General features: G+C 62.5%; 15 protein-coding genes. 4 read left to right on the top strand and 11 right to left on the bottom strand.

Features of this window, described 5'->3' with window-relative positions:
• The first annotated feature begins 139 nt into the window (after positions 1-139).
• The gene (locus AD664_RS19700) at positions 140-796 is read left to right on the top strand and encodes an HAD family phosphatase (protein ID WP_053148876.1); all 657 of its coding nucleotides are present in this window, start codon (positions 140-142) and stop codon (positions 794-796) included.
• A gap of 105 nt (positions 797-901) precedes the next feature.
• On the opposite strand, the gene AD664_RS19695 is transcribed toward AD664_RS19700, so the two are convergent.
• Complete coding sequence (locus AD664_RS19695; protein WP_053148873.1) at positions 902-1,330, bottom strand: DUF2269 family protein; 429 nt, start codon at positions 1,328-1,330, stop codon at positions 902-904.
• Positions 1,331-1,511: 181 nt separating this feature from the next.
• Positions 1,512-3,026, bottom strand: coding sequence for a threonine ammonia-lyase, biosynthetic (ilvA, locus tag AD664_RS19690; protein WP_053148870.1), 1,515 nt, complete (start codon positions 3,024-3,026; stop codon positions 1,512-1,514).
• A gap of 269 nt (positions 3,027-3,295) precedes the next feature.
• Here ilvA and rpiA point away from each other — a divergent pair, with 269 nt between their 5' ends.
• Complete coding sequence (gene rpiA / locus AD664_RS19685; RefSeq protein ID WP_053148868.1) at positions 3,296-3,970, top strand: ribose-5-phosphate isomerase RpiA; 675 nt, start codon at positions 3,296-3,298, stop codon at positions 3,968-3,970.
• Between the two features lie 148 nt (positions 3,971-4,118).
• Here rpiA and AD664_RS19680 read toward each other — a convergent pair whose 3' ends face one another.
• The 4 genes from AD664_RS19680 to AD664_RS19665 all read right to left on the bottom strand — a co-directional run bounded on the left by AD664_RS19680 (position 4,119) and on the right by AD664_RS19665 (position 8,343).
• Complete coding sequence (locus tag AD664_RS19680) at positions 4,119-5,033, bottom strand: SdiA-regulated domain-containing protein (RefSeq protein ID WP_053148865.1); 915 nt, start codon at positions 5,031-5,033, stop codon at positions 4,119-4,121.
• 112 nt (positions 5,034-5,145) lie between these two features.
• Positions 5,146-6,078 (bottom strand): SdiA-regulated domain-containing protein, encoded by a 933-nt coding sequence (locus AD664_RS19675; protein WP_053148862.1) that lies wholly within the window; start codon positions 6,076-6,078, stop codon positions 5,146-5,148.
• A 166-nt stretch (positions 6,079-6,244) separates the two neighbouring features.
• Positions 6,245-6,910: a fumarylacetoacetate hydrolase family protein gene (locus tag AD664_RS19670; RefSeq protein ID WP_053148856.1), complete on the bottom strand. Its 666-nt coding sequence runs from the start codon at positions 6,908-6,910 to the stop codon at positions 6,245-6,247.
• Between the two features lie 38 nt (positions 6,911-6,948).
• On the bottom strand, positions 6,949-8,343 hold the full coding sequence (locus AD664_RS19665; RefSeq protein WP_053148853.1) for an FAD-binding oxidoreductase: 1,395 nt from the start codon (positions 8,341-8,343) through the stop codon (positions 6,949-6,951).
• Between the two features lie 201 nt (positions 8,344-8,544).
• Between AD664_RS19665 and serA the strand changes: the two genes are divergently transcribed.
• Positions 8,545-9,774, top strand: a complete 1,230-nt coding sequence (gene serA / locus AD664_RS19660) for a phosphoglycerate dehydrogenase (protein WP_053148850.1) — start codon at positions 8,545-8,547, stop codon at positions 9,772-9,774.
• Between the two features lie 196 nt (positions 9,775-9,970).
• On the opposite strand, the gene AD664_RS19655 is transcribed toward serA, so the two are convergent.
• A complete protein-coding gene (locus AD664_RS19655) occupies positions 9,971-10,396 on the bottom strand; it encodes a DUF4399 domain-containing protein (protein WP_042731433.1) in 426 nt (141 codons plus the stop codon).
• 133 nt (positions 10,397-10,529) lie between these two features.
• Here AD664_RS19655 and AD664_RS19650 point away from each other — a divergent pair, with 133 nt between their 5' ends.
• Positions 10,530-11,096 carry a transporter substrate-binding domain-containing protein gene (locus AD664_RS19650; RefSeq protein ID WP_042731432.1) on the top strand — a complete coding sequence of 189 codons (567 nt, stop codon included), beginning with the start codon at positions 10,530-10,532 and terminating at the stop codon, positions 11,094-11,096.
• A 39-nt stretch (positions 11,097-11,135) separates the two neighbouring features.
• Here the strand turns inward: AD664_RS19650 and AD664_RS19645 are convergent, their stop codons facing one another.
• From AD664_RS19645 to AD664_RS19630, 4 genes are all read right to left on the bottom strand, one after another.
• Positions 11,136-11,762 (bottom strand): bifunctional 2-polyprenyl-6-hydroxyphenol methylase/3-demethylubiquinol 3-O-methyltransferase UbiG, encoded by a 627-nt coding sequence (locus tag AD664_RS19645; RefSeq protein ID WP_053148846.1) that lies wholly within the window; start codon positions 11,760-11,762, stop codon positions 11,136-11,138.
• A gap of 121 nt (positions 11,763-11,883) precedes the next feature.
• A complete protein-coding gene (locus tag AD664_RS19640) occupies positions 11,884-12,528 on the bottom strand; it encodes a methionine ABC transporter permease (RefSeq protein ID WP_042731430.1) in 645 nt (214 codons plus the stop codon).
• Positions 12,518-13,642 (bottom strand): methionine ABC transporter ATP-binding protein, encoded by a 1,125-nt coding sequence (locus AD664_RS19635; protein WP_053148843.1) that lies wholly within the window; start codon positions 13,640-13,642, stop codon positions 12,518-12,520. Before AD664_RS19635 ends, AD664_RS19640 begins: the two co-directional genes overlap by 11 nt.
• Positions 13,643-13,644: 2 nt before the next feature.
• Positions 13,645-14,454, bottom strand: coding sequence for a MetQ/NlpA family ABC transporter substrate-binding protein (locus tag AD664_RS19630; RefSeq protein ID WP_053148840.1), 810 nt, complete (start codon positions 14,452-14,454; stop codon positions 13,645-13,647).
• Positions 14,455-14,460 lie beyond the last annotated feature (6 nt).

Genomic DNA, 14,460 nt, shown 5'->3' with positions numbered 1-14,460 from the left:
ACAACCTCGCAAACGCATGTCGCCGCATTGTTCCACAAAGGTTGTGAAAGCAGCAACGCGCCGGCCTACCTTATGTGCACTCTTGTGAAAAGTCCGTATTCTGGACGCCTTTCTTCAGATTTTTCAGCGAGTAACTGCAATGCGGCTGGCTTTATTCGACTTGGACAACACCTTGCTGGGCGGCGACAGCGACCACGCGTGGGGCGATTACCTGTGTGAGCGCGGCTTTCTCGACGCCGTCTCCTACAAGGCGCGCAACGACGCGTTCTACCAGGATTACCTGGCCGGCAAGCTGGACAACGCCGAGTACCTGAATTTTTGCCTGGAAATCCTCGGCCGTACCGAGATGGACGTGCTGGCCCAGTGGCATCTGGACTATATGCGCGATTGCATCGAGCCGATCGTGTTGCCCCAGGCCCTCGACCTGTTGAAAAAACACCGCGATGCCGGCGACAAGCTGGTGATCATCACCGCCACCAACCGTTTCGTCACCGCCCCGATTGCCGAGCGCCTGGGGGTCGAGACCCTGATCGCCACCGAATGCGAGATGGTCGACGGGCGCTACAGCGGCCGCAGCACCGACATCCCGTGCTTTCGCGAAGGCAAGGTGACCCGGCTGAACCGCTGGCTGGAAGAAACCGGACATTCGCTTGAGGACAGCTATTTCTACAGCGACTCGATGAATGACTTGCCGTTGCTGGAGGCGGTGACGCACCCGGTGGCCGTGGACCCGGACCCGAACTTGCGGGCCGAGGCGCAGAAGCGGGGCTGGCCGGTGATTACGTTACGCGGCTGAAACCGCTTTCGCGAGCAAGCCCGCTCCCACAGGAAACTTGTGTCGATCATACAATCCCTGTGGGAGCGAGCTTGCTCGCGATGAAAGCGACGCGGTCCTCAAGCTTCAGACCGGCTTGGCCCCCATCAACCCGGCAATGGCGATAAAACAGACCACACCGAACAGCGCCAGGGCAAAGGTGAACCGGCCGTTGCCCGCCGTCGGCGCCTTGCGCGCTTTGTTCAGCCGTACCAACAGCCAGAACCCCGCCAGCGCCGCCAGGGTGTAGAGCACGCTGGAAGCCAGCAGCCAGGTCTGCCCCAGTGGCCAGCCGACCTGATGCACCATCCACCAGCCGGTAAACGGCAGGCTCGCCAGTGCCAGGATCATCGCCAGCCAGATGAACAGCCGCGGACGTTGCAGCGTGCGTGCCGCCGCCGTGGCATCGCCGTTGCGGCGCGTGCGCCAGACCCAGGCGGCCAGCCCAAGGGCCCCCGCCAACAGGAGAACTGTGGCTACGACGTGAGCGGCTTTCAGGATGGTCAAGGTTTCCATGGTTCGATTTCCTCATGACTTGTCCAGCACAGCTTAGCCCCCCCTGTGGCGAGGGAGCTTGCTCCCGCTGGGTCGCGAAGCGGCCCCAAAAAAGCAGTGAGCGCTTCGCACTCAAGCGGGAGCAAGCTCCCTCGCCACAGGTCCACCCAGTCCCCAGTCCAAACGGCCGCAACGGCGGGATTCACCCCAGAAACAGTTGATACGCCGGGTTATCGCTTTCATCCCAGTACGGGTAACCGATTTCCTCCAGCGCCGCCGGCACCAGGTGGCGTTCATCGTGCGGCACCTGTAGCCCCGCGACCACCCGGCCGTCCGCCGCGCCGTGGTTGCGGTAGTGGAACATCGAGATATTCCAGCGCCCGCCCAGCTTGTTGAGGAAGTTGAACAGCGCGCCCGGGCGCTCCGGGAACTCGAAGCGCAGCACCACTTCGTCGATGACATGGGCCGCGTGGCCACCCACCATGTGGCGGATGTGCAACTTGGCCAGTTCGTTGTCGGTCAGGTCCAGCACCGGGAAGCCTTGCGCGGTCAGGCTGGCGATCAGCGCCGTGCGCGGGTCGTTCTCCGGGTGTGTCTGCACGCCAACGAAGATGTGGGCTTCGCTGCCGGTGTTGTAGCGGTAGTTGAATTCGGTGATCTGGCGCTTGCCGATGGCTTCGCAGAAGGCCTTGAAACTGCCCGGTTGCTCGGGGATGGTCACCGCGATGATCGCTTCGCGGCCTTCGCCCAGTTCGGCGCGCTCGGCCACGTGGCGCAAGCGGTCGAAGTTGACGTTGGCGCCGGAGTCGATGGCCACGAGGGTCTGGCCGCTGATGGCGCGCGTTTCGACGTACTTCTTGATCCCGGCCACGCCCAAGGCGCCGGCAGGTTCGGTGATCGAGCGGGTATCGTCGTAGATATCCTTGATCGCGGCGCAGATCTCGTCGGTGCTGACGGTGATCACCTCATCCACGTAGTGCTTGCAGATATCGAAGGTGTGCTGGCCGATCTGCGCCACGGCGACGCCGTCGGCAAACAGCCCCACCGTCGGCAGCACCACGCGCTCGCCCGCCGCCAGGGCCGCTTGCAGGCAATTGGAGTCGTCTGGCTCGACGCCGATGACCTTGATGTCCGGCCGCAGGTATTTCACGTAGGCCGCGATCCCGGCGATCAGCCCGCCACCGCCCACCGGGACGAAAATCGCATCCAGGCGCCCTGGGTGCTGGCGCAGGATTTCCATCGCCACCGTGCCCTGCCCGGCGATGGTATGGGGGTCGTCATAGGGGTGGATGTAGACGTAGCCCTTCTCGTCGACCAGTTTCAGCGAGTAGGCCAGGGCTTCAGGGAACGAGTCGCCGTGCAGCACCACCTTGCCGCCACGCGAGCGCACGCCCTCGACCTTGATTTCCGGAGTGGTCTTGGGCATCACGATGGTGGCCTTCACGCCCAGCACCTTGGCCGCCAGGGCGAGGCCCTGGGCATGGTTGCCCGCCGACGCCGTGACCACGCCGCGGGCGCGTTCTTCGTCGCTGAGTTGGGTCAGCTTGTTGTAGGCCCCGCGAATCTTGAACGAGAACACCGGCTGCAAGTCTTCGCGCTTGAGCCAGATGTCGTTGCCCAGCCGTTCGGACAGCTGGCGAGCGGTCTGCAGCGGGGTTTCTACGGCAACGTCGTAAACGCGCGAGGTGAGGATCTTTTTGACGTACTGTTCAAGCATCGGAAAGCATCACTGGGCGGGTTGGGCAGGGCCAAGGAGTCTAACCCGGCTTTTGGCCGGGCGACCATACGAATTAAAGGGTTTCAAGGTACAAGGCCCCCTGTGGCGAGGGCGCTTGCTGTGGCGAGGGAGCTTGCTCCCGCTGGACTGCGAAGCAGGCCCAAGATTCTGCGACAGCTGCGCCATCGAGCGGGAGCAAGCTCCCTCGCCACGGTTTCTACGCCTATAATGCCGGCCTTTCGTTCACTCTCGGCACCTTCGGAGCCCGCATGACCCAGGATCAACTCAAACAGGCCGTGGCCCAGGCCGCCGTCGACCTCATCCTTGCGAAACTGGATGACAAGAGCATCGTCGGGGTCGGCACCGGCTCCACGGCCAATTGTTTCATCGACGCGTTGGCAAAACACAAGGGCGCCTTCGACGGCGCGGTTGCCAGTTCCGAAGCCACCGCTGCGCGGCTCAAGGGGCATGGGATTCCGGTCTACGAGCTCAACACCGTGAGCGACCTGGAGTTCTACATCGACGGCGCCGACGAAAGTGATGCGCACCTGAACCTGATCAAGGGCGGCGGCGCGGCCCTGACGCGCGAGAAAATCGTCGCCGCCGTGGCCAAGACATTCATCTGCATCGCCGATGCCAGCAAACTGGTGCCGGTGCTCGGCGCTTTCCCGCTGCCGGTGGAAGTCATCCCGATGGCTCGCAGCCACGTCGCCCGCCAGTTGGTCAAGCTGGGCGGCGACCCGGTGTACCGCGAAGGCGTGCTGACCGACAACGGCAACATCATCCTGGATGTGCACAACCTGCAGATCACCCACCCGGTAGAACTGGAACGCCAGATCAACGCCATCGTCGGCGTGGTCACCAACGGTCTGTTCGCGGCGCGTCCGGCGGACGTGCTGTTGCTCGGGACGGCTGAAGGGGTCAAGACCCTGCGGGCTGAATAAACCGAAGCCAGGCAAATCATTGAGCTGGACTCGAACCCCTGTGGGAGCGGGCTTGCTCGCGAAGCGGTCATCACATTCGACATCAATGTTGCCTGTGGCACCGCGTTCGCGAGCAAGCCCGCTCCCACATGGCGTCAGTGGCGGTTGATCAAGGCTGCGGCTTCTTGAACACGTAGAACAGATTCGGCTCACTCACCAGGTACAGGGTGCCGTCGTCGTCCATGGCGAGGCCTTCGGCCTGGGGAACGGTCTGCTGCAAGCCCTGGCTGCCCTTGCTCAAGGACAGCGTGCTCAGCGGCCGGCCATTGATGTCCAGTTCGATGATCAACCGCGATTCCTCGGACAGCGCCAGCAGATGGCCGCTGCGTTCATCGTATTGCAGGCTCGAAAGGTCGCGTACGAACAGCCCGGCATCACGCTTGGGGTTGTTGATGACATGGACCGCGTAGGACTTTTCTGGATTCTGATGGGGAAATCCATGCACTTCATAAATCAGCATCGGATCGCGTTCCTTGGCCACGAATAGCCGTTTGCCCACCGAGTCGTAGGCCAGCCCTTCGAACCCCTTGTTGCTGCTCATGTGCACGCCAAGCGTCATCTGCTCGGCGTCGGCGGCGTCGAGGAAGCGGGTGTCCTGGTCCAGGTGGATCTTGATCAGTCGCTGCTGGCGCTCGTCGGTGATGACGTAAGTGTCTTCGCTGATGAACTCCACCGCTTCCGGGTCGCCGAAGCCCACCAGGGCGATGCGCCGCAGGATCCTGCCTTCGAGTGACAGCTCGACCAGCTCCGGATTCTGGTTGGTGACGGTGAACAGGCTCTTGCGTATAGGATCGAAGGTCAGCGCCGAGACATCGTCGGCCAGGCCGTCGATCACCTGCGCTTCGACCGTGACCCGGTACTGGTCCAGCGCAATGGCCTGCTCGTGGGCGGTATTCCAGAAGCTGTTGACATTGAACCAGGCGCGCTCGAACAGGCGCAGGCGCTGTCCCATTGCGATCGAAGCGATCAGGGCGATGGCCAGCAACATCAGGATCAGAGGTTTGGGACGGGCGAGTCGACGCATGTTGGGGGTGAGCTCGGATAAGAACAGGTGGCTGAAATATCACGACTACCTGAACTGAAGCTTAATGGCCGTGTGCCACACCCTACAGCGAAGGAGGAATAATCCTACAAGGTCAGCGTTGTTTTTCGAAACGATAGAACAGATTCGGTTCGCTGACCATGTACAGGTTGCCGGCCTCGTCGACGGTAACGCCCTCGGCACGCGGTATCGTGTCCTTCAGGCCGTTGAAGCCGCCCAGCAGGGTCATGAAGCTGACCTGCTCGCCTTTTTCGTCCAGCTCCAGCAGCAAGTGGGAGTCGGCCGAAAGCACCAGCATGTGACCGGTACGAGGGTCGACGGCCAGCGCCGAGAGGTTGCGCAGGTCCAGCTCATTGCTGACATGGATCTGCTTGTCGCCCTTGAGCAGCTGGCTGCCGTCGCTTTTCCAGGTGTACAGCGCCGGCGGGCGTTCTTCACCCAGCACCAACTGCTGGTTGCGCGGATCCCAGACGATGCCTTCGAAACCCTTGTTCTGGTTTTTCGATGCGCCAAGGTCATAACGAGGGAAGGCGGCGCTGTTCAGCTCGCGGGTGTTGGCATCCACCTGGATGATCGACAGGCTGTGATCGCGTTCATCGGTAATCGCCAGCAGGCCGTTTTCCATGTAGGTCACGCCCTCCGGATTGCTCCAGCCCACCAGCGGCATCTTGCGCAGGACCTCGCCCTGCACGGTCAGCTCCACCAGGAACGGGTTTTTGCCCATGACGGCGAACAAGGTTTTGGTCTGCGGGTTGTAGGTCACATCGGAGGCTTCGTCCTTCTCCATGCCCGGCAGCGGCTTGGCGTCGATCACGGCATGGTAGTCCGGCAGCCAGACACTCTCCTGGCGCTGGGCCGGGCTTTGGAAGCGTTCCGATAGCCAGAGCAGGCCGCGGTCGTCCCAGTGCATCGCGAACGCCAGGCCATAAGCGGCGGCCACGACCAGCAGTGACCAGGCATACCAGGGCAGGGCAAAGCGAGAGCGGCGGGTGGGCTTGGCAGGGGACAGCGCGTGGGGTTTGGCCATGGGGAGAATGCGTTCCAGGAAATTCGGGCTAAGGGAATGGCTGGCTCAGATGCCGCATTCGCCGGAATTATCCGGATGGCATGTGAAAAAAACGATAAATCACGGGATGGACTGCTCCCCAATCCTCATAGGAGCAAGCTCGCTCCTATGAGGATTGGGGCCGCTTTTAGCGAACGCTGCTCTCGAAGCGGCTCGCGCCCGGCAATTCCAGGACCAGCTCATCGCCGGCATTCAGCGGCCCGACGCCAGCCGGGGTGCCGGTGAGGATCACGTCGCCGGCCTGCAGCGAGAAGCAGCCGGCCATGTACTGGATCATCGGCACGATGGGGTTGAGCATCAGGCGGCTGTTGCCGTCCTGGCGCACCTCACCGTTGATGGTCAGGCGCACCGGGATGTCGGCCAGGTCGGTAAACGTGCTGCCTGGCACGAACGGGGCGATGACGGCCGCGCCGTCGAACGACTTGGCCACTTCCCACGGCAGGCCCTTGGCCTTGAGCTCGGCCTGCTTGTCCCGAAGGGTCAGGTCCAGGGCCGGGGCGAAGCCGGAGATGGCGTCCAGGATTTCCTCGGCGCTGGGCCGGGTCGACAGCGGCTTGCCGATCAGCACGGCGATCTCCGCCTCGTAGTGCACCGAGCCGCGCTCGGCCGGAATGCTGAACCCGCCCTCCAGCGGCACCACGCAACTGCCCGGCTTGATGAACAATAGCGGTTCGGTGGGCACCGGGTTGTCCAGTTCCTTGGCATGTTCGGCGTAGTTGCGGCCAATGCACACCACTTTGCCCACCGGAAAGTGGATGCGTGTACCGTCGACATACTGGTGCTGATAGCTCATTACCGACTCCTGCTCTGGGATTGGGGTGATTAAAGGGTTCAAACCGCGAAGATCTTGCCCGGGTTCATGATGCCGTTCGGGTCGAAGACCGCCTTCACGGCCTTCATGTATTCGATTTCCACCGGCGAACGACTATAGGCCAGGTAGTCGCGCTTGGTCATGCCCACGCCATGTTCGGCCGATATCGAGCCGTTGTACTCCTCGACGATCTCGAACACCCATTTGTTCACCGTGGCGCACTTGGCGAAGAACTCGTCCTTGCTCAGGTTTTGCGGCTTGAGAATGTTCAGGTGCAGGTTGCCATCGCCGATGTGGCCGTACCAGACGACTTCGAAGTCGGGATAGTGTTTGCCGACGATCGCGTCTATTTCCCTGAGGAAGTCCGGGACTTTGGAGACCGTCACCGAGATGTCGTTCTTGTACGGCGTCCAGTGGGAGATGGTTTCGGAAATGTACTCGCGCAGTTTCCACAGGTTCTGCAACTGGGTTTGACTCTGGCTCATCACGCCGTCCAGCACCCAGCCCTGCTCCACGCAGTGCTCGAAGGTTTCCAGCGCCTGGTTGGCCACGTCTTCAGTGGTGGCTTCGAATTCCAGCAGGGCGTAGAACGGGCAATCGGTCTCGAACGGCGCCGGCACGTCACCGCGCCCGAGGATCTTGGCCAGGGCCTTGTCGGAGAAAAATTCGAACGCGGTGAGGTCGAGCTTGCCCTGGAACGCATGCAGCACCGGCATGATCGAGGCGAAGTCCGGCGTGCCGAGCACCATCGCCGTGAGGTTTTTCGGCGCACGGTCCAGGCGCATGGTGGCCTCGACCACGAAGCCGAGCGTGCCTTCGGCGCCGATGAACAACTGGCGCAAGTCGTAGCCGGTGGCGTTCTTGATCAGGTCCTTGTTCAGCTCCAGCAGGTCGCCCTTGCCGGTGACGACCTTCATGCCCGCCACCCAGTTGCGGGTCATGCCGTAGCGAATGACCTTGATCCCGCCGGCATTGGTGCCGATGTTGCCGCCAATCTGGCTGGAACCGGCCGATGCGAAGTCCACCGGGTAGTACAGCCCGTGTTCCTCGGCCTTGTTCTGCAATTGTTCGGTGATCACGCCCGGCTGGCACACGGCGGTGCGGTCGGTGAGGTTCACGTCGAGGATCTGGTTCATGTAGTCGAACGACACCACCACCTCGCCATGGGCGGCCACGGCGGCGGCGGAAAGCCCGGTGCGCCCGCCCGACGGCACCAGGGCGACCTTGCGGGTATTGGCCCAGCGCACGATGGCCTGCACCTGCTCGATGCTCTTGGGAAAGACGATGGCGCTTGGCGCGGGGGCGAAATGACGGGTCCAGTCCTTGCCGTAGGCGTCCAGGGAGTCGGCATCGGTCAGGACCTTGCCCGGCTCGACCAGGGTCTTCAACTCAGCGATCAGGTCAGCAGTAGTCATCGACAGAACTCTCGAACAATTCATGGTCACCCTGAAGACGCTTCACGTCGCAGAATGAGTGTTTGAAGGTCGCATATGCTAGCATACGCCCCCCGCAGAGGCGTTCTAACAGGCCACGCTGCGGGCCGGCGACTACGCCGTGTGGGCAGCCTGACGTTGCCCATTTCCCTGCCATTTTTCTCCGGGACACAGGTTACGCAGATGAGCAAGACTTCTCTCGATAAGAGCAAGATCAAGTTCCTTCTTCTCGAAGGCGTCCACCAATCGGCTGTCGACGTCCTCAAGACGGCGGGCTACACCAGCATTGAGTACATCACCAGTTCTCTGCCGGAAGCCCAGCTCAAGGAAAAGATCGCCGATGCTCACTTCATCGGCATTCGCTCCCGTACCCAATTGACCGAAGAGATCTTCGACCACGCCAAGAAACTGGTCGCGGTCGGCTGCTTCTGCATCGGCACCAACCAGGTCGACCTCGACGCGGCGCGCGAGCGCGGCATCGCGGTGTTCAACGCACCGTACTCCAACACCCGTTCCGTTGCCGAACTGGTACTGGCCGAAGCGATCCTGCTGTTGCGCGGTATCCCCGAGAAGAATGCATCCTGCCACCGTGGCGGCTGGATCAAGAGTGCGGCCAACTCCTTTGAAATCCGCGGCAAGAAGCTGGGGATCGTCGGCTACGGCTCGATCGGCACCCAACTCTCGGTCCTGGCCGAAGGCCTGGGCATGCAGGTCTACTTCTACGACACCGTGACCAAGCTGCCGCTGGGCAACGCCACCCAGGTCAATGACCTGCACGAGCTGCTGGGCATGTCCGATATCGTGACCCTGCACGTGCCGGAAACCGCTGCCACCCAGTGGATGATCGGCGAGAAGGAAATCCGCGCCATCAAGAAGGGCGGGATCCTGATCAACGCCGCCCGTGGCACCGTGGTCAGGCTCGAAGCCCTGGCCGAAGCGATCAAGGACAAGCACCTGATCGGCGCCGCCATTGACGTGTTCCCGGTGGAGCCGCGCTCCAACGACGACATCTTCGAAAGCCCGCTGCGTGGCCTGGACAACGTGATCCTGACCCCGCACATCGGTGGCTCCACCGCTGAAGCCCAAGCCAACATCGGCCTGGAAGTGGCGGAAAAACTGGTCAAGTACAGCGACAACGGTACTTCGGTATCGTCCGTGAACTTCCCGGAAGTGGCCCTGCCGGCTCACCCTGGCAAGCACCGCCTGCTGCACATCCACGAGAACATCCCGGGTGTGATGAGCGAGATCAACAAGGTCTTCGCCGAAAACGGCATCAACATTTCCGGTCAGTTCCTGCAGACCAACGAGAAGGTCGGCTACGTCGTGATCGACGTCGACGCCGAATACTCGGACCTGGCGCAAGAGAAGCTGCAGCACATCAAGGGCACCATTCGGTCGCGCGTGCTGTTCTAAGCCGCGAGGCTGGCTGGCAATGAAAAACGGGAGCCCGCAAAGGCTCCCGTTTTTTTTGTGCCTGACATGATGCTGTACCTGTGGGAGCGGGCTTGCTCGCGAAGGCATCGGTTCAGTGACACATTTGTTGGTGACACACCGCCTTCGCGAGCAAGCCCGCTCCCACAAGACCTATGTTCCGTCACCCCAAGCGGTGTTATTTCACGTTTACCGTGATTTTCTTGGAGACAATCGGCGGATCGAACGGCATGTGGCCACTGTCGCCCAGTTCCAGCTGCAAGGTGTGCTTGCCCGGGGCCAGCTTGATGGTGGCCTCGGTCTGCGCCTTGCCGAAGTGCATGTGGTTGGCGTCGGTCGGGATCGGTGCGCCCGCGGCAGGCAATTGGTCGACGTCGATCAGCAGATGGTGATGTCCGGTATTCTTGGTCACGTCACCCGCCGGGGCCAGGGCGATACCCTTGACGCCGAACTGGACCTTGAATTCCTGGGCGACAGTGGCTCCGTCGGCCGGGGAAACGATGAATGCTTCTGCGCCCTTGGGTGCAGGGGTTGCGGCGGTTGCCAGCATCGAAGTGCCGAGCAACAGGCCGGCCAACGCGGCACGAGACATAACGCTTTTCATTTTTTTCTCCAGTTTTTTCATGAAATCCGCCCGGTCATGACAACTTCATGACCAATCGTTGTCGAAGCCTGCAACAACCATAGCAAAGCGAGCCTGAAACGAGCGTCGCTTGTATCGATACCAAGGAGTGACCATGCGTTTCCTGCCTGGCCTGATCTGCCTGCTACCCCTTTTGAGCCCTTTGGCCCATGCCGAATTGATCGATGACATCAACGACCGTGGTGAGCTGCGCATCGCCCTGGAGGCCAATACCGCGCCGTTCAACTTCAAGGAAGACGGCAAGCTCACCGGGTTCGAAGTGGAGCTGGGCCAGATGCTCGCCAGTGAGCTCGATGTACGCGCCGACTTCGTGGTCACCGATGCTGCGGACCTGCTGACCGGTGTGGAGAGCGGCAAGTACGACGTTGCCATCAACCACATAGCAATGACCCCGGAACTGGCCGAACGTTTCGACACCAGTGCCGCTTACAGTCAACCGGATGCGCAATTGTTGGCGAAAAAGGATGAAACCCAGCGCCCGCTGATGATGGCGCAGTCTTTCCAGCCGGAAGAAAAGAGCGGCCCGGCGCCGCACCTGGTGATCCCCTTCCAGAAAGGCAACCCGGCGTTCAAGGCCAGCCTGGACAACGCCCTGACGCGGATCAAGGATGACGGGCGGCTGGAGCAGTTGTCCCAGAAGTGGTTGGGCAAGCAGCAATAGCGGGGTGAGCGCAGCCTTTGTGGTGAGGATTGCTGGGCTTCAAGTCTTGCGCCAGACACTCGCCAACCACGGCTGCTGCTCGCGCGGCCGTCCCGCCGGTCGGTAGTAATGCTCCAGCTCCACGAAGCCGGCGTCGGTGAGCAACGCGCGCCAGGCCGCCAGGTCGTGGTAGGCGCCGAAACGCTGGCCGTTCCAGCCCTCCTGATTTTCGCCCCGGGGGTTGGAGCTGAACAACACGCCGTCAGCCTTGAGGGTGGCGTGCAGTTGCCTGAGCACCCGCGGCAACTCCTGTCGCGGAACGTGAAACAGCACGGCGTTGGCGAAGATCCCGTCGAAGCGCTGCGCCGGCAGGTCGAGTTGCAAGAAGTCCTGTTGCCACACCTCGCAGCCGCTGTCCTGGCGTGCCATGCGGACGAACTCGGCTGAGCCGTCCAGGCCGATCGCGACGTGGCCCAAGGCGGTGAACGCGCGCAAATCCCGGCCGGGACCGCAACCCAGGTCGAGGATGTGCAACGGTGCGCTGGCCCGGATATGGCGCAGCAGTGCGTCGATGTTCTGGCTGACATCGTGGTCGCGGGTGCCTTCGCGAAAGTCTTCGGCGACGGCGTTGTAGTTGCCCAGGGTGGTGGCGGTGATGGCTTGCAGGTCTTCGGGGGAGTGTTTCATGGTCGTGGGCTTGGGTAGGGAGCGTGGGCGGACTATAGCGCACATCCCCAGCCTGGCCGTTCACTTAAGGGCGACACGTGATAAACCTCAAGTGAACAGCATTGCCACAAGGGCCGGCCTGTCAGCGTTTGTTCAGCCCCCGCGCCAGGCGGTCCCCGCCGAGCTGAATCACCGCCACCAGCGCCACCAGCAGAACGATCACCGTGAGCATGATCTGGCTGTCGAAACGCTGGTAGCCGTAGCGGTAGGCGATGTCGCCCAGGCCTCCGGCACCGATGGCCCCGGCCATCGCCGAGGAGTTGATCATGGTCACCAGGGTGATGGTGAAACCGCCGACGATGCCCGGCAGCGCTTCGGGCAGCAGCACGTGCCAGACGATGTGCCAGCGCCGGCAACCCATGGCCTGGGCCGCCTCGATCAACCCATGGTCGACCTCCCGCAGGCTGACCTCAGCAATGCGGGCGAAGAACGGCGTGGCGGCGATGGTCAACGGCACCACCGCCGCCCAGACGCCGTACGTGGTGCCGACGATCAGCCGGGTGAACGGAATCAGCGCCACCATCAGGATCAGGAACGGGATCGAGCGGAACAGGTTCACGAACGCGCCCAGGGCCTTGTTCAAGGCGGGCGCCTCAAAGATGCCACCCTTGCCGCTGGTCACCAGGATCACCGCCAGCGGTATGCCCGCCAGCAATGCGATCAACGACGACACCCCGACCATCAGGAAGGTGTCGATAAAGCCCTGCAATAACCGATCAAACCACATAGCCCAGCACCTCCACCTGTTGTGCCCAATCGCCCGCCCGTTGCCGCAGTTCCTCGGCGCCCCACGACGAGCCGCTTACCGCCAGCAGCAATTGCCCCAGGCCGTGGCCCTGGATCCGTTCGATGCCGCCATGGAGCAGCCGCACCCGTCCGCCGAGGGCGCTGAACAAGGCGGCGAGGTCGGGTTCGTCCTGCCCCGTGCCGGTGAACTGCAAGCGCAACACAGTGGCGGCCTCGGCTGAGGCCGGTTGCGCCTGCAAACGGCTTTTCAGTTCGTCGGGTAACGCGTGCTGCAACGGCGCGAGCAGGGTTCGGCTCACCGCGTGTTGCGGGTTGCCGAACACTTCCCAGACCGGTCCCTGCTCGACGATCCGTCCTTGTTCGAGCACCACTACCCGGTCGCAGACTTCGCGAATCACTGCCATTTCGTGGGTGATCAGGACGATGGTCAGGCCCAGGCGCTGGTTGATCTCGCGTAGCAGCCCAAGGATCGACTGGGTCGTCTCCGGGTCCAGGGCCGAGGTGGCTTCGTCGCACAGCAGTATCTGGGGATCATGGACCAGGGCCCGGGCGATCCCGACGCGTTGCTTTTGCCCGCCCGAGAGCTGCGCCGGATAGGCCTGGTGCTTGCCTTGCAGGCCGACCAGCTCAAGCAGCTCACGAACCTTTTGCTCGCGCTGCGCCTTGGGCACGCCGGCCACTTTCAGCGGCAGTTCGACGTTCTGCCATACCGTCTTGGCCGACATCAGGTTGAAGTGCTGGAAGATCATGCCGATCCGTCGGCGCAGCTGCACCAACTGGTCTTCATCGAATTGGCCGATGTCCACCCGGTCGATCAGCACTCGCCCGCTGGTGGGCTGCTCAAGGCGATTGATGGTGCGGATCAGCGACGACTTGCCCGCGCCACTGCGGCCGATGATGCCGAACACCTCGCCGCGCTGAATCGCCAGGTCGATGCCTTGCAGGGCGGCCACCGGGCCTTGGGCGCCAGTGTAGGTCTTGCCCAGGCCGATGAAGCGCACGTGCGCGCGGTTCAGGTCCGGGTGCAGTTCGGTCGGGTCGGCGCCCTGGGGCGCGGCGGCTTCCTGTCGGAGCCTGGCGTTGACGGCGTTCATGATCAACCTTCCCAACCGGCCTGGTAGAGCTTGCCGTGGGCCTTGTCGAGGGCGGCACGGACGACGGGCGAATGCTGGTAGATGTCGACGAACTTGATCAGCCGTGGGTCATGCTGGCTCTTGGGCTGGATCACGAACTGAATCACGTATTCCTTGTGGTCCAGGCCGTCGAACAGCAGGGCCGAGCCGGCGTCGAAGGTCTTGGCCAGGCGGATGTAGGCGGGGTAGCCCTGCACCAGGTCGGCGTCATCGTACGCGCGCACCAGTTGCACCGCCTCGACCTGGAGGATCTTCAGTTTCTTCGGGTTGGCCACGATGTCGTCTTCGGTGGCCTTGTAGCCCACCCCTGGCTTGAGGCTGATCAGCCCGGCCTTGGCCAGCAGTTGCAGGCCGCGACCGCTGTTGATCGGGTCGTTGGCGATGGCGACGCTCGCCCCTTCGGGCAACTCATCGAAGCTTTTGTACTTTTTCGAGTAGAGGCCGACGTTGTTGATAATTCCCGGTGCAAAGGGCACCAGGTCAAACCCGGCGGCGGCCTTGGCGTTTTCCAGGAACGGGATGTGCTGGAAGTAGTTCACGTCGATGTCACCGGAGGCCAGGCTGACGTTCGGTGCGATCCAGTCGCTGAACTCCACCAGCTCGACTTTCAGGCCTTGCTTGCCAGCCTCTTCGACGGCGGCCTCCAGGGGTATGGCGAAGGCGGCCGTGGTGCCGATCTTCAAGGGAGCATCGGCGGCGAACAGGGCCGAGCTGAACAGGCCGAGGGTCAGGGCCAGGGCTTTGACTGGCAGGGTCAGGAGTTGCTTGGTCATGTCGGA

The sequence above is a fragment of the Pseudomonas sp. P97.38 genome (assembly GCF_001269745.1).
Taxonomy (GTDB): domain Bacteria; phylum Pseudomonadota; class Gammaproteobacteria; order Pseudomonadales; family Pseudomonadaceae; genus Aquipseudomonas; species Aquipseudomonas chlororaphis_E.
The sequence above is the reverse complement of the archived record's forward strand: the minus strand, read 5'-3'. Positions and strand labels throughout refer to the sequence as shown.

Bases quoted from the DNA above. Each gene is read 5' to 3' on its own strand.
- AD664_RS19640 (WP_042731430.1), bottom strand. From the start codon at position 12,528: ATGTGGTTTGATCGGTTATTGCAGGGCTTTATCGACACCTTCCTGATG.
- AD664_RS19665 (WP_053148853.1), bottom strand. From the start codon at position 8,343: ATGACTACTGCTGACCTGATCGCTGAGTTGAAGACCCTGGTCGAGCCG.
- AD664_RS19650 (WP_042731432.1), top strand. From the start codon at position 10,530: ATGCGTTTCCTGCCTGGCCTGATCTGCCTGCTACCCCTTTTGAGCCCT.
- AD664_RS19635 (WP_053148843.1), bottom strand. From the start codon at position 13,642: ATGAACGCCGTCAACGCCAGGCTCCGACAGGAAGCCGCCGCGCCCCAG.
- AD664_RS19645 (WP_053148846.1), bottom strand. From the start codon at position 11,762: ATGAAACACTCCCCCGAAGACCTGCAAGCCATCACCGCCACCACCCTG.
- ilvA (WP_053148870.1), bottom strand. From the start codon at position 3,026: ATGCTTGAACAGTACGTCAAAAAGATCCTCACCTCGCGCGTTTACGAC.
- rpiA (WP_053148868.1), top strand. From the start codon at position 3,296: ATGACCCAGGATCAACTCAAACAGGCCGTGGCCCAGGCCGCCGTCGAC.
- AD664_RS19670 (WP_053148856.1), bottom strand. From the start codon at position 6,910: ATGAGCTATCAGCACCAGTATGTCGACGGTACACGCATCCACTTTCCG.
- AD664_RS19700 (WP_053148876.1), top strand. From the start codon at position 140: ATGCGGCTGGCTTTATTCGACTTGGACAACACCTTGCTGGGCGGCGAC.
- AD664_RS19695 (WP_053148873.1), bottom strand. From the start codon at position 1,330: ATGGAAACCTTGACCATCCTGAAAGCCGCTCACGTCGTAGCCACAGTT.
- AD664_RS19680 (WP_053148865.1), bottom strand. From the start codon at position 5,033: ATGCGTCGACTCGCCCGTCCCAAACCTCTGATCCTGATGTTGCTGGCC.
- serA (WP_053148850.1), top strand. From the start codon at position 8,545: ATGAGCAAGACTTCTCTCGATAAGAGCAAGATCAAGTTCCTTCTTCTC.
- AD664_RS19630 (WP_053148840.1), bottom strand. From the start codon at position 14,454: ATGACCAAGCAACTCCTGACCCTGCCAGTCAAAGCCCTGGCCCTGACC.
- AD664_RS19655 (WP_042731433.1), bottom strand. From the start codon at position 10,396: ATGAAAAGCGTTATGTCTCGTGCCGCGTTGGCCGGCCTGTTGCTCGGC.
- AD664_RS19675 (WP_053148862.1), bottom strand. From the start codon at position 6,078: ATGGCCAAACCCCACGCGCTGTCCCCTGCCAAGCCCACCCGCCGCTCT.